This window comes from Kribbella capetownensis (assembly GCF_004331485.1).
Taxonomy (GTDB): domain Bacteria; phylum Actinomycetota; class Actinomycetes; order Propionibacteriales; family Kribbellaceae; genus Kribbella; species Kribbella capetownensis.
Window position 1 is genome coordinate 687,375 of sequence record NZ_SJKD01000001.1, and the last position, 13,016, is coordinate 700,390.

Genomic DNA, 13,016 nt, shown 5'->3' on the forward strand with positions numbered 1-13,016 from the left:
ATCATTGGAACAGCCATACGAACATCTGCCCAGCTTCCGGCCCCGGAAAACACCCGCATGCATTCCGTTACATTGCCCCGGCGTAGATCACAGTTTTTGCCAGGAAACCGAGACGAAATCGACAGAATTGAACGTTGCAATAACGGGGCGCATTCATCCCACTACGTATCCACACCACTCTTCAATCCGCAGTGGCACGGCCCACATCCGACGTCCTAGGTGTGACGGCGGGGGCGTCTGCGGGGCGGATATGTCACAGTCGGGACCGGTGCGGCCGGGGGCTCCGCGAGGGTCTTGAGGGCGGCTTCCGGGCGGTCGGTGATGATCGCGTCGACGCTGATGTCGCGGCAGTGGCGGACGTCCGCGTCGGCGTTCACCGTCCAGACGTGGACCTGGTGGCCGTGTTTGTGCGCCCGGTCGACGTACTCCGGGTGGGCGGTGACGATCTCCAGGCTGGGGCCGGCGTACGAGACTCCGGTCGGCAGTGAGCCGTCGCGGAACCGGAGCGGGACCCGGTCCATCAGCAGCACCGTGCGGAGGCCGGGTGCCATCGTGCGCATCCGGCGCAGCGACAGCCAGGAGAAGCTCATCACGCGGACAGGGGACTCGGTACCCACGTTCGGGTGCGCCCAGCCGTAGCGGTCGAGCGCCTCGATCAGCCGGCGTTCGACCAGGCCGGCGTACCGGGTCGGATGCTTGGTCTCGATCGCCAACTCGACCGGCCGGCCCGCGTCCCGGACGGCGGACAGCAGCGTGTCCAGGGTGAGGACCTTGCGCAGGTCCGGGTCCGGCAGGTCGGCGTCCTCGTCGAGGTCCGCCCACGGGTTCTTCCAGGAACCCCAGTCGAACGACTCGAGCTCCTCGAGGCTCATCGTCGAGAGCACACCGCGGCCGTTGGAGGTGCGTTCGATCCGGCGGTCGTGGACGCAGACCAGATGTCCGTCGGCGGTGAGCCGGACGTCGCACTCGAGTCCGTCGGCTCCCGCCGCGACCGCCCGGCGGTACGCCGCCAGCGTGTGCTCGGGACTGACATCACTCGCGCCACGGTGAGCCACCACCAGGGGGCGTTTCGGCATAGAACAAACTCTGTCACGGCCTGGTGTGAACAAGTCACGCAGGCTCGCCGGTGCGTTGGAAAACGGTTTCTTGTTAACCACCACATTCACCGGACCCGCGGGTACGACGGCGCCGGGCCCGCCACCTGGAGGGCCCGGCACCTGCTTCAGACCGTTGCCTTCTGCAACGCGGTCAGGCCGTAGTGGTCGCGCAACGTCGTGCCGGTGTAGTCGGTGCGGAAGAGGTCGCGGGTCTGGAGGATCGGGATCACCTCGTCGACGAACGTGGCGAGACCGGACGGGAGGACCGGCGGCATGATGTTGAAGCCGTCGGCAGCGCCCGCCTCGAACCAGTGCTGGATCGCGTCGGCGACCTGTTCCGGCGTACCGGTGAACGTCCGGTGGCCGCGCCCGCCGCCGAGCCGGCCGATCAGTTCGCGAACGGTCAGCTTCTCCCGACGCGCCAGGGTGACGATCAGCGTGTAGCGGCTCTTCGCCCCCTCGATCTCGTCCTCGTCCGGCAGGTCGGCCGGGAGTTGGCGGTCGAGCGGCAGGTCCTCCGGCGTGACCCGGAGCGTCTTCGCCAACTGGGCCCGCGCGTACTCCGGCCGGATCAGCTCGTCCAACTGACACTCCAGCCGCTGAGCCTCCTCGACCGTGCTGCCGATCACCGGGACGATCCCCGGCAGGATCTTGATCGTCGACGGGTCGCGCCCCAGCGCCGCCGTCCGCGCCTTCAGGTCGCTGTAGAACGCCTGTGCGTCCTCCAGCGTCTGCTGCGCGGTGAACACCGCCTCGGCGTACTGCGCGGCCAGCCCCTTCCCGTCCTCGGACGACCCGGCCTGCACGATCAATGGACGCCCTTGCGGGGACCGCGGCAGGTTCAGCGGGCCGCGAACCTGGAAGTGACGTCCGACGTGGTCGATCGGCACGACCCGGTCGTTGACCGCCCAGACACCCTGCTCCTTGTCCGCGATCGCCGCGTCGTCCTGCCACGAGTCCCACAGCTCGTAGGCGACCTCGAGGAACTCCGCCGCCCGCTCGTACCGCTCCGCGTGCGCCGGCTGCTCCGCGAGATTGAAGTTCAGCGCCGCCTCCGGGCCGGCCGTCGTCACCACGTTCCACCCCGCACGCCCACCACTCACGTGGTCCACGCTGGCGAACCGCCGCGCGAGGTTGAACGGATCGTTGTACGTCGTCGACGCCGTCGCAATCAGCCCGATCCGCGACGTCACCGCAGCGAGCGCGGTCAGCAACACGGTCGGCTCCAGCGAACCGGCCGGCCGCCGGCCGACATCGCCGATCAGCACCGGCGAGTCCGCGAAGAACACCGAGTCGAAACGACCGCGCTCGGCGATCCGCGCCAGCTCCTGATAGTGCTCCACCGATGTGTTCGCGAACGGATTGCTCTCCGGCAGCCGCCACGAGGCCTCATGGTGCCCGGTACTCATCAGGAACGCGTTCAAATGCAACTGCCTGCTCACAACGAAACCCCCAAAGCGTCGAGAAGCCGCGCGCGGACGGCGGCGAATCCTGGATCGGCCGGGCTACGCGGCGCGGCCAGTTCGATCTGTTCCTGGGCCACCAGCCGGCCCTGGTCGAGCACGATCACCCGGTCGGCCAGCACGATCGCCTCGTCGACGTCGTGCGTGACCAACAGGACAGCGGGCTGGTGCGCCGCGCACAGCTTGCGCAGCAACGCGTGCATCTTCAGCCGAGTCAGCGCGTCCAGCGCCCCGAACGGCTCGTCGGCCAGCAGCAACTCCGGCTCGCGCACCAGTGACCGTGCCAACGCGACCCGCTGCTGCTCACCACCGGACAACTCGTTCGGCCAGGCGTTCTCGCGCCCGGCCAGCCCGACCTCTTCGAGACTCTGCCGGCCGCGTTCGCGGGCGCCGTTCAGCCCGAGTACGACGTTGTCCAAGACTTTTGCCCACGGCAACAGTCGGGAATCCTGGAAGACCACCGACACCTGAGCCGGTACGACGAGCTCACCGGTGCCGGTGACATCGGAGTCCAGTCCGGCCAGTGCCCGCAGCAACGTACTCTTCCCGGATCCACTCTTTCCCAGCAGGGCGACGAACTCACCCGGTGCGATGGCCAGATCCACCCCGTCCAGCACCGCGCGCTCGTCGTACCGGCGGACGAGACCGCGGACCTGGACCGCGGCGGTCAGGAGGCCAGCGTCCGGCGCCATGAGAGGGCCCTCCTTTGGATCAGGCGGACGGCTCCGTCGGACAGCAGGCCGAGGACGCCGTACAGGACGAGGCCGACGATGATGATGTCGGTCTGTCCGTACGTCCGGGCCAGCTCCATCATGTAGCCGATACCGCTGGTGGAGTTGATCTGCTCGACCACGACCAGCGACAGCCAGGCGCCGGTCACGGCGAACCGCAGGCCGAGCAGGAATCCGGGCAGGGCGCCCGGCAGTACGACGCGGCGGATGAAGTCCCACTGCGACAGTCCGACGGTCTGCGCGAGTTCGACGTACCGGCTGTCGATCGTGCGCAGGCCGTTGTGGGTGTGGAGGTAGATCGGCACGAACACCCCGAGCAGGATGGTGACGATCTTCATCGACTCACCGATGCCGAGCCACAAGATCAGCAGCGGCAGCAGGGCCAGCGACGGGATCGCCCGCTTGATCTGGATCGGCCCGTCGAGAAGCGCCTCGCCGATGCGCGACAGTCCGGACAGGAGAGCGAGGGCAACGCCCAGCACGACCCCAAGTCCGAGACCGATGAAGGCTCGCTGGGTAGAGGTCCACAGGTTCGACTGCAGGCGGCCGTCGGCGATCAGGTCGCCGGCCGTGGTGACCACGGTCCACGGCGCCGACAGCACCCGCTGGTCAAGCCGGCCGGTGGCCGACCCGATGCTCCACAGCACCAAGACAAGCAGCGGTCCGAGCGCGGCGCCGAACCTGATCGGCTTGCCCGGTCCAAGCCGACGGCGTCGTACGACGGGAGTGGTCTGCTCGGCGGTGCGCAGACCGGGCAGGGTGGTGGCGCTCATTTGGCCACCCCCGCCTTGATCGCGTCCGCGGCGACCGTCTGGAAGCGCAGGTCGTACAGGTCCTTGGCCTGGATCACCGGGTTGCCGGTCTCCTTGGCGAGCAGGTCGATCGTCTCCTGCTGCCGTTCGATCGCACCGCTCCAGTCGGCGCTGATGTCCGGGTGGCCGGCGTTGTCGACGAGCCACTGGCCGTCGGACTCGGTCAGGCCCTGGTCCTTCACGTAGTACCCCTGGATCCATTCCTTCGGATGCGTGTCGATCCATTGCTGCGCGACACCCCAGGCGGCGACGTAGGCACGGATCGCGGCTGCCTTGCCCGGGTCCTCCAGCGACTCGGTCGGCGCGTACAGATGCCCCGCGTCGTCGCGCAGTCCGTGCGGGATCGTGGTCGCGCCGTCCTTGCCGTACTTGGCCAGGTACCGCTTGATCTGAACGCCGCCGATCGGTGCGAGGTCGACCTGCTTCGCGGACAGGGCATTGGAGTACACATCACCCGTGCTCGGCAGCTCGACCAGCTTCACGTCCTCCTTGGTCAAACCAGCCTTCTTCAACACCTTCAGCACCAGCGCGCCCTGCGCCTGACCGGGGCTGTAGGCAACCTTCTTCCCGCGCAGGTCCGCGAGCGTCTTCACGGTCACGCCAGGTGCGACGCCCAGCTGGTAGATCGGGTGATCGAGCGGGTCCTGGCGGAACTTCGACGTGACGATCTTCACGTGCAGCCCGGTCCAGGTCGCGTGGATCGGTGGGATCTCCGCGACCGAGCCGAGGTCGAGAGCATGCGCCCGGAACGCCTCAGTGGTCTGCGGACCGCCACTCAGGTTGGCGAACTGGACGTACTTCGACACCTTGTCGAACTGGCCGGACAGCTTCAGCGCCACCGCGGTGGCCGGATCGCCGACGACGATCCTGGCGCCGTCCGGAACGGTCGTCGGCAGCGCGGCATCCAGCGAAAGCGCCGCGCCACCCGCCTTCGCGGCACCACCGCACCCGGCCAGCAAGGTGACAAGGGCTGCGGCCAGTACGGCGTACTTGTGGGGTCTAGGCATGGTGGGCCTTCGGGTTCGAGGTGGCGGTGACGTAGCGGCCGTCGTGGTAGAGCAGCGGCTCGTGTTCACGTCGTTCGGTGTGGGTCGCGAGACGGGCGACGACCAGGCAGTGGTCGCCGACGGCGAAGCGGTGCTCGACCTGGGCGCGCAGATAGCTCGGCGCCTCGTCGAGGACCGGCTCACCGGTGTGCAGGCGCGACCAGCGGGTCGGGTCGCCGAAGCGGTCGATGCCGCTGGTGGCGAACCGGCCGGCGATGGCGTGCTGTTCGGCGGACAGGAAGTTGATCACCACGCTGCGGGCGGTGCTGACGGTCGGCCAACTGGACGCGGTGGTCGCGATCGCGAACGAGACCAACGGCGGCAGCAGGCTGACCGACACCAGTGAGGTGGCGGTGAACCCGGCCGGACCGTGGCCGGCGTCCGCGGTGATCACCACGACACCGGCGGCGTGGCGGCGGAAGACGGAGCGGTAGACGTCGGCGTCGACGATCCGCTCCTCGGTGTGGTCGGGAACCACGGACAGGGCAGGACGGTTCAAGGCAGGAACAGACATGTCTCTCCCTCGGAATCGGGACAGCGGCGACCGGAGGGCAGCACGAAGCGGCCCGGCCGGGCGGAGTGTGGGAGGCGGATCAGCAGGCCTCGTACGGCGGGAGCACCGCCGGGACAACGGGGGCGGGGATCACCGACAGGTGGCGCTCGCCGTCCGGAGCAGATCGATGACGCGACGGCGGGTCAGCAAGGTCGTCGTCATGTCAGTCATCTTCTCATTAATGTCTACCAAAGAACTCGACAATCTCGGGATCCGGACCGGCCTCCCTCACATCCGCGGGCCGGCATGCGTTCTACTGTCGTGATGGCTCCGGAGAAGGTCGTGCTGCCACCGTTCCAGGCGCTTGTCGACGCGCACTGGCGAGACGTGGCACGGCTGGCGCGAGCCCTGGCCGGACCGGTGGACGGCGACGACGTGGCCCAGCGCGCGTGGGAGAAGGCGTTCGCCGCCTACCCCGGCCTGACGTCGGCGAAGAACCTGCGCAGCTGGCTCCTGACCATCACCGCCCGGTGCGCGACCGACCTGCATCGGGCGCGCAAACCACAACGACCCCTGGACGAAGCGCCGCCGGTCGCGGTCGAGGGCCCGGACGCCGCCAACTGGCCGGACCCGGACCTCTGGCAAGCGGTCAACGAGCTGCCCGAACGCCAGCGCTTCGCCATCACGCTGAAATATGTCGGCGACCTGGACCACCACGGCGTGGCCGCCGCCCTCGACACCACGCCCGCCGCATCGCGCCGGCTCGTCAGTGACGCGCTCGCGGTCTTGCGCAGCAAACTCGGAGTGAACGCATGAACGACCTCGAGAGCCGGTTGACCCGGTTCGCCACCCCAGACCTGAAACCACCCGTCCTCCCGGACGCTGACGTCGCCTACACCCTGCACGACACGCCGATCGGCACCATGCTGCTCGCGATCGCGAACGGCCGCGTGGTGGCCAGCTCCTTCGGCGACGAGGAGACGATGACCAACCGGCTGGCCCGCGCGGTGTCCCCGCGCGTCCTGCGGCAGCCCCGCGCACTGGACGACGTACGACGGCAGCTGGACGAGTATCTGGACGGTCGCCGGCAGGAGTTCGAACTGGAGGTGGACCTCGCGCTCGCGACGCCGTTCCAGCGGCTCGTGCTGACCGATCTGCCGCTGCAGACCAGCTACGGCGCCACGACGACGTACGGGCGGGTCGCGGGGGAGATCCACAAGCCGAAGGCGGCCCGCGCGGTCGGTACGGCGCTGGGTGCGAACCCGGTGTGCGTCGTACTGCCGTGCCACCGGGTGATCGGTGCGAGCGGAGCGCTCACCGGATACGCCGGCGGGCTCGACGCGAAGCGTTTCCTGCTGAATCTTGAATCGAAAAGCTGAGTTTTCCGGAATCGCCGGAGCTGGATTTACACTCGGAATAGAAAGGAGCAGATCCCCAGTGTGGAGTGGGGATCTGCTTCTTTGTTTCCCTTGCCTGCAAGGGCTGGTGGATTACCTGACCAGTCAGTCAGTGGCCGGTTGGTGGATCTCCAGGATGAGCCGGCGGCGGCCGCCCCAGTCCCGCTTGTAGACCTTGTAGTTCTCAATTCCGGCGGCCGCACAGAGCCGGCCGTAGCTGATCTCGTCGTGGATGAAGTGCACGCTGCTGGTGCCGTAGTGCTCGGTGGTGACGATCCGGTGCTCGGGGCCCTGGCGCATCCCGTTCGCGATCTCGCCCGCCGTCGCCGGCCCCCACGCCGGTCCCTCGATGATCGCCATCCCACCCGGCTTCAGCACCCGGGAGATCTCGCAGATCGTCGACAGTTGCTCCTCCTCGCCGAACAGTTCGTGGAACGCCGTCCACAGGCAGATCACCGCGTCGAAGGAGTCCCACTTGTACGGCAGGTCGGTCATCGAGCCGATCGCCCAGTCGATCGACAGTTCCTCCTCGGCCGCCTGCGCCCAGCCGGCCTCGATCAGGTTCGGGGAGATGTCGAGTGCGCGCACGGTCTTGCCGGCCCGGCGCAGCGGCAGCGCGACCCGGCCGTAGCCACAGCACAGGTCGAGCACCGACTCGCGCTCCTCGAGCAACTCCTCGACGGCCTTGACGATCGCCGCGTCCCGCTCGGGCGTGGTACGCGCGGCCAGTCCTTCGGCCCCGAGTTCCGCGTACTCGGCCCGGCTACGCAGTGCGGAGTTCAGCATGAGCGCAAGTATCCCGGTTACTCCGGGTCAGTTGTCCAGCGGCCGGCGCCCGATCCTGCCCAGTACCACCGCGGCCAGCATCGAGACGACGATCGAGGTGTACGTCGCTCCGAGCCAGGACGGCACGGGCTGGTCGTTGAAGACCCACTGCTGGACGTCGGTCCACAACGGCGACCAGCCGGACACCGTGCCGGGATTGACTAACTGGTACGAGACGAAGCCGATCAGCCAGGCGACGGCCGGTTGCCAGCGGAAGCGCGCCGTACCGGAGACGTCCCAGTTCATCTTGCTGACCACGAAGAAGTCGGCGATCGCGACCGCGAACAAGGGGATGAAGACCGAACCGATCAGGTAGAGGAACTGCGTGTAGTTGCCTAGGTCAACCAATAGTGCGATCGCCGTCGCGACCACGCCGATGCCGACCGAGATCCACCGGCGGTCGATGTGACCGACCAGATTGTGTGTGGCCATCGTGGTCGAGTAGATGTTCGCGTAGGCCTCGTCGACCTCGTCCACCAGCAGGACAAGCAACGCGATCGCACCGGCGGGAAGCGTGACCAGCGCGGTGATCACGTCCTCGCTGTTGGTCTGCAGGGTGGCGACTGCGAAGACACCCAAGGCGTAGTACGCGATCGCGGCCAGGCCGTAGCCGAGTGCGGAGCCACCGAAGGCTGCCTTGTTCGTGCGCGAGTGCCGGGTGTAGTCGGCGGCCAGTGGCGCGAACGACACCACACCGGCGGCGGCCAGGTCGACGGCCGGCCAGAAGCCGAACACGCTGTCCTGCGGCAGATCGTGCACGGGCTTGCTCAACACCTGCACGAACAAGTAGACCGATGCGATCAGCACCAGCCAGACCATGAACTTCCGCAGCACCTTCACGCTGCCCAGTGGTCTTACGGCCATCGCCGTCGCGATCACTCCCGCCACGAGAACGAATAGCCAGCGCCACCGCTCGCTCGTCACGGCGACCGCTGCCTGCGCGATGACGATGATCTCCATCGTTGCCCAGCCGACGTTCTGGGCGATGTTCAGCACGGTCGGCGCGATGGAACCGCGACGGCCGAACAGTCCGCGCAGACTCGCCATCGCCGGTGCACCGGTCTGCGAACCGAACACGGCTGCGCCGCCGAGCACGAGCGCGCCGATCCCGCAGCCGACGACGACCGCGAGCAGACCCTGCGCGAGCGAACCCGTGTACGCCGCCACCAGCGCACCGGTGACCGGGCCGAACAGCGAGATGCCGAAGTTTCCCCAGAGGGTGAACTGGTCCAGGAACCCGAGCGTGCGCGGAGAGTCCGTGGTGAGGACGAGCGGCGCCTCGGTCTGGCTGGCAGGACGAACAACAGTACTGGTCATGGTGACCCGCTCCCTACGCCGGCATTACCCGGTCAGGTTCAGGCGGTCGGCGACCCGGCTGTCCTCAGCTCGTCGCCCTCTCAGCCCGCGCGTCCGGTGCGAGCTCCCGCAAGGATTGCTACCGCGTCAACGATAACGCGTCAGACGGGATCCGGCGCGGCGGCTGCCCGCTGGATGAGAGCGGCCAGCTCCGGACCGTTGGTCACCACCGGCATGTGCGCGCCGGTCGGCAGGGTCCGCGCCTCACCGTGGCACACCTCGGCCAGCCGCTCGACCCACTCGGCCGTGGACACCAGATCGTACCGGCCGCGCACGATCATCACCGGCGCCAGCACACGGCCGATGACCCCGGCCAGATCGTGGTGCCTGGCCGCTTCGCCGGCGCGTGCGATCGAGGACAGCGTCGTACGGGCGTACTGCGGGGTGACAACCCTGATCAGCCGCGGCGACTCCGGTACGGCGGAACCCAGCCAGCGAGCGGCGAGGTCCACCCAGCTCGAGGCCCGGATGTCGCCGGTCGGTGCGACCAGGACCAGGGCGTGCACCAGTTCGGGGAAGGCGATCGCGGTCTCGACGACGATCTGGCAACTCGCCGAGTGCCCGACCAGGACCGACCGCTCGCGGATCTTGTCCGCCAGCGCAGTCCCGAGAGCTTGTGGACGCAGATCCTCCCGGGCACCGGCCGGTTCGCCGTACCCGGGAAGGCTGACCAGGTGGTACGGCGTGGTGAGGTGCTCGACGGTTCGGTCGTACGACGCCGGCCCGAGGCCGAGACCCGGGACCAGGACGACGGGGACGCTCACTCCCAGGGTGGCCGGTCCGGGCGGGCCTGGACGACCGGGTTGCCGAGCTCCGGTTTGAGCGCGCGGTAACCGAGGGCGAAGCCGGCCGCGAGGATCAGCAGGCCGAGACCACCCCAGCCGTACGCCGTCGGCAGCCGGTCCACCGAGTCGTCGATCGCACCCAGGCCGGTCGACAGGACCATGATCAGCCAGATCAGGATCGGGACCATCGACACCGCGACCAGCAGGAGTCCGCCGAGCTCGACTGGATCCGGCTGGCGGCCGGCCCTGCGGCGGGCGAGCACGTCGCGGCCCCACATCCAGAGCGCGACCGCGCCGACCAGGAGCAGCAGGAGCTGGCCGATCGTGTCGATCACGTCGGTGCGCAGCGGGTGGTTGAGCGGTGAGCCCGGAGCCTGGGAGATCTCCCGGAGGGCGACCCGCTGGATCGAGATCACCAGCAGCCCGTAGACGCCGGCGATGATCGCGGCGAGCAGGACGACCCGGGCCGCACGGGGATCGCGCGGTGCGACGGGTTGGTCCCGCCCGTACGTCGGCAGCTCGTGCTGCTGGGGATGCGCCGGAGGACCGTACGGAGTGCCGGGCCGGTAGCTCGGCGGCTGGTTGTACTGCGGTCCGCCGGCGGGGTCGGGCCCCGCGCCGGGCGGGGGGCCGTACGGGCCTGGTTGGGAGCTGTACGGCTGGGGCGGGGCGTAGTGGCCCTGGTCGGGAGGGCTCTGCGGTCCGGAGCCGAACGTGCCACCGTCGTACGGGGCAGGTTTGGCGTAGTGGTGGTCCTCGCCGGACTGTTCGGGCTCATCGCCCCGGCCGTAGGTCGGGAAATCCTGTGACGACATCGCTGCTCCCTCCCCTCCGACTCAGCTTCTCACGGACGGCTCAGGTTGCCTTGATCGTGGGCCACGCGTTCGGCAGGCAGCCGCCCAGGCCCATGGTCTGCTGCATCATGACTGGCGCAGGGGTCTTCGCCTGGGTGCAGGTGGAGTGGCCGTGACCGAGCGCATGCCCGACCTCGTGGTTGACCAGGTAGTTCCGGTAGAGGGCGACGTTCCCGCCGTACGCCGGAACCGCGTACAGCCACCGTTTGGCGTTCAGGACGGCACGGTCGTCGACGCGGCAGGACACCTCGCCGCCGGTGTCGAGCGGCAGGCACAGCTTGTCGGTCAGGGTCGGCGTGGCCAGGATGATCCGCAGGTCGGCGTCGACCTTGTCGGTGCGCTCGAAGTTGACCGGGTGGATCGCCTGCCAGCCGCGCGGATCGGTCAGTGTCTGGTGGATGATCGCGGCAACGGCGGGCCCGTTCAGCGACACGCCTTGCTCGATCTCGACCCGGTACGTCAGCTTGTCCTTCACGCCGCTGGCCTTGGCGAATCCTGGCACGACCGCGAGCCGGCCGGTGGAGACAGTGACGTTCGGCTTCGAGCTCTTCGGCTTCCGGGTCAGACTCGGTGCCGGGCGCAACGGAGTGGTGAACTTCTGCGTGGGCGTCGCGATCGGTGCCGGTGCGGGAGTCGCCACCGGGGTCGAGGCCGCCGGGGCGTTGGTGCCGGCAATGACCTCTGCCGCGAGGCTCCGCCGACCGGCAGCGTCCGGGTGCATCACCACCACGGTCCCGAGCACGGCCAATGCGGTGACCGAGAACCATTGCGCCTTGTGCGACTTCTTCCGGCTGTGCCGGCCACCGCGCTTGCGGACACGCGCGTCCGCCTGCTGGCCAGTCCGCCCGGTGGTCATGACGATTCACCCTACAGAGCCAGCACCACTCCACGAAAGGGCAGATTCATGACTTGCACCACCAATGATCCGAAGGCCCGGTGGCCGATCAGAGGTACCTCAGGCCGTACGGGTGCGGAGGAACTTGCCGAAGTGGGGGACCGTGAAGGCGACGGTGCCGCGTTCGGCGGAGAAGACGAGACCCTTCTTGATCAGGCCGTCGCGGGCCGGGGAGAGGGACTGGGGTTTGCGGTTCAGGGTGCTGGCGACCTCGGCGGTGGGGACCGAGCCGTCGTCGACGCCGATGCCGAGCTCGGCCATCGCGCGCATGTACTCGCGTTCGGCCGGGGTGGCGCGTTCGTAGCGGGAGCCGAAGAAGCCGACGGTGAGTTCGGCGGAGGCCTCCGGGCCCGCGACGGCGACGTCCTTGATGGTGATCGGTGAGGTCGGGGCGTGGTCCCAGGTGGCGTGCGCGAAGGCCTGGACGAAGTACGGATAGCCGTCGGTCTGGGCGTACAGCTCGTCCAGCGCCTCGTCGTCGTACTGGACGCCCTCACTCTCCGCCGGAATCATCAGCGCGCGATCGCACGCGTCGCGGGCGAGACGGTCGACGCGGATGTAGCGGAACAGCCGCTCGGAGTACGACTTGCTGGCCGACAGTACGGCGGGCAGATGCGGGAGGCCGGCGCCGACGACGACCAGCGGCGCGCTCTGCTGGGAGATCTCGTGGCAGGCGGCGCACAGCGCGGACAGGTCGTCGGGACTGATGTCCTGCATCTCGTCGATGAACAGCCCGACGCCGACGGACAGATCGCCGGCCAGATCGGCCGCATCGGTGAACAGCTCGATCAGGTCCATCTCGAGGTCACCGGAATCCGCGCGGCCCTTCGCGGCGGCCACGTCGACCGGTGGATGCCACCGGATGCCCTTGCGGTCGTTGGCGGCGGTGCGCAGCGCGAACGCCTTCAGTACGGCGCTGAAGCTGTCGACCCGCTCGTCGTCGCGGTGCCGGTGTCCCAGCTCGCGCATCGCGGTGTGCAGTGCCTGCGCGATCGGCAGCCGGATGCTCTGGTCCGGCCGGGCCTCGATCTTCCCGGTACCCCAGGCGCGCTTGATCGCCTGGCTGCGCAAGGTGTTCAGCAACACGGTCTTACCGACGCCGCGGAGTCCGCTCAGCACCAGACTCCGCTCCGGCCTGCCTGCCGCGACGCGTTCGAGCACCACCTCGAACTGCCGCACCTCGATGTCGCGTCCGGCCAGCTCAGGCGGTCGCTGACCGGCGCCGGGCGCATAGGGATTCCGGATCGGATCCATGCTTTCAC

The 13,016-nt window shown here is 68.6% G+C and carries 14 protein-coding genes and 1 riboswitch; of the genes, 2 read left to right on the forward strand and 12 right to left on the reverse strand.

Features of this window, described 5'->3' with window-relative positions:
- Positions 1-215 precede the first annotated feature (215 nt).
- The 6 genes from E0H75_RS03385 to E0H75_RS03410 form a co-directional block, all read right to left on the reverse strand.
- Positions 216-1,076: a glycerophosphodiester phosphodiesterase gene (locus E0H75_RS03385; protein WP_131511538.1), complete on the reverse strand. Its 861-nt coding sequence runs from the start codon at positions 1,074-1,076 to the stop codon at positions 216-218.
- Between the two features lie 146 nt (positions 1,077-1,222).
- A complete protein-coding gene (locus E0H75_RS03390; protein WP_238162794.1) occupies positions 1,223-2,539 on the reverse strand; it encodes an LLM class flavin-dependent oxidoreductase in 1,317 nt (438 codons plus the stop codon).
- Positions 2,536-3,252, reverse strand: a complete 717-nt coding sequence (locus E0H75_RS03395; RefSeq protein ID WP_131511539.1) for an ABC transporter ATP-binding protein — start codon at positions 3,250-3,252, stop codon at positions 2,536-2,538. The genes E0H75_RS03390 and E0H75_RS03395 overlap by 4 nt, the downstream gene beginning before the upstream one ends.
- Positions 3,228-4,064, reverse strand: a complete 837-nt coding sequence (locus E0H75_RS03400; RefSeq protein ID WP_131511540.1) for an ABC transporter permease — start codon at positions 4,062-4,064, stop codon at positions 3,228-3,230. The genes E0H75_RS03395 and E0H75_RS03400 overlap by 25 nt, the downstream gene beginning before the upstream one ends.
- Positions 4,061-5,110, reverse strand: a complete 1,050-nt coding sequence (locus E0H75_RS03405) for an ABC transporter substrate-binding protein (RefSeq protein WP_131511541.1) — start codon at positions 5,108-5,110, stop codon at positions 4,061-4,063. The genes E0H75_RS03400 and E0H75_RS03405 overlap by 4 nt, the downstream gene beginning before the upstream one ends.
- Entirely contained in the window at positions 5,103-5,663 is a 561-nt protein-coding gene (locus E0H75_RS03410) for a flavin reductase family protein (RefSeq protein ID WP_131511542.1), read from the reverse strand. The genes E0H75_RS03405 and E0H75_RS03410 overlap by 8 nt, the downstream gene beginning before the upstream one ends.
- Before the next feature lie 303 nt (positions 5,664-5,966).
- Between E0H75_RS03410 and E0H75_RS03415 the strand changes: the two genes are divergently transcribed.
- Both E0H75_RS03415 and E0H75_RS03420 read left to right on the forward strand, forming a co-directional pair.
- The gene (locus tag E0H75_RS03415) at positions 5,967-6,458 is read left to right on the forward strand and encodes an RNA polymerase sigma factor (RefSeq protein WP_131511543.1); all 492 of its coding nucleotides are present in this window, start codon (positions 5,967-5,969) and stop codon (positions 6,456-6,458) included.
- Entirely contained in the window at positions 6,455-7,021 is a 567-nt protein-coding gene (locus E0H75_RS03420; RefSeq protein WP_131511544.1) for a methylated-DNA--[protein]-cysteine S-methyltransferase, read from the forward strand. Before E0H75_RS03415 ends, E0H75_RS03420 begins: the two co-directional genes overlap by 4 nt.
- Before the next feature lie 123 nt (positions 7,022-7,144).
- On the opposite strand, the gene E0H75_RS03425 is transcribed toward E0H75_RS03420, so the two are convergent.
- The 6 genes from E0H75_RS03425 to E0H75_RS03450 form a co-directional block, all read right to left on the reverse strand.
- Positions 7,145-7,825, reverse strand: coding sequence for a class I SAM-dependent methyltransferase (locus E0H75_RS03425; RefSeq protein WP_131511545.1), 681 nt, complete (start codon positions 7,823-7,825; stop codon positions 7,145-7,147).
- A gap of 27 nt (positions 7,826-7,852) precedes the next feature.
- Entirely contained in the window at positions 7,853-9,181 is a 1,329-nt protein-coding gene (locus tag E0H75_RS03430; RefSeq protein WP_131511546.1) for a purine-cytosine permease family protein, read from the reverse strand.
- Positions 9,175-9,301, reverse strand: a riboswitch (TPP riboswitch). (Overlaps the previous gene by 7 nt.)
- A 20-nt stretch (positions 9,302-9,321) precedes the next feature.
- The gene (locus tag E0H75_RS03435) at positions 9,322-9,984 is read right to left on the reverse strand and encodes an alpha/beta fold hydrolase (protein WP_131511547.1); all 663 of its coding nucleotides are present in this window, start codon (positions 9,982-9,984) and stop codon (positions 9,322-9,324) included.
- Positions 9,981-10,820: a hypothetical protein gene (locus E0H75_RS03440; protein WP_131511548.1), complete on the reverse strand. Its 840-nt coding sequence runs from the start codon at positions 10,818-10,820 to the stop codon at positions 9,981-9,983. Before E0H75_RS03440 ends, E0H75_RS03435 begins: the two co-directional genes overlap by 4 nt.
- A gap of 40 nt (positions 10,821-10,860) precedes the next feature.
- Complete coding sequence (locus tag E0H75_RS03445; protein WP_131511549.1) at positions 10,861-11,715, reverse strand: DUF3152 domain-containing protein; 855 nt, start codon at positions 11,713-11,715, stop codon at positions 10,861-10,863.
- A 99-nt stretch (positions 11,716-11,814) separates the two neighbouring features.
- The gene (locus E0H75_RS03450) at positions 11,815-13,008 is read right to left on the reverse strand and encodes an ATP-binding protein (protein ID WP_131362408.1); all 1,194 of its coding nucleotides are present in this window, start codon (positions 13,006-13,008) and stop codon (positions 11,815-11,817) included.
- Positions 13,009-13,016: the final 8 nt, after the last annotated feature.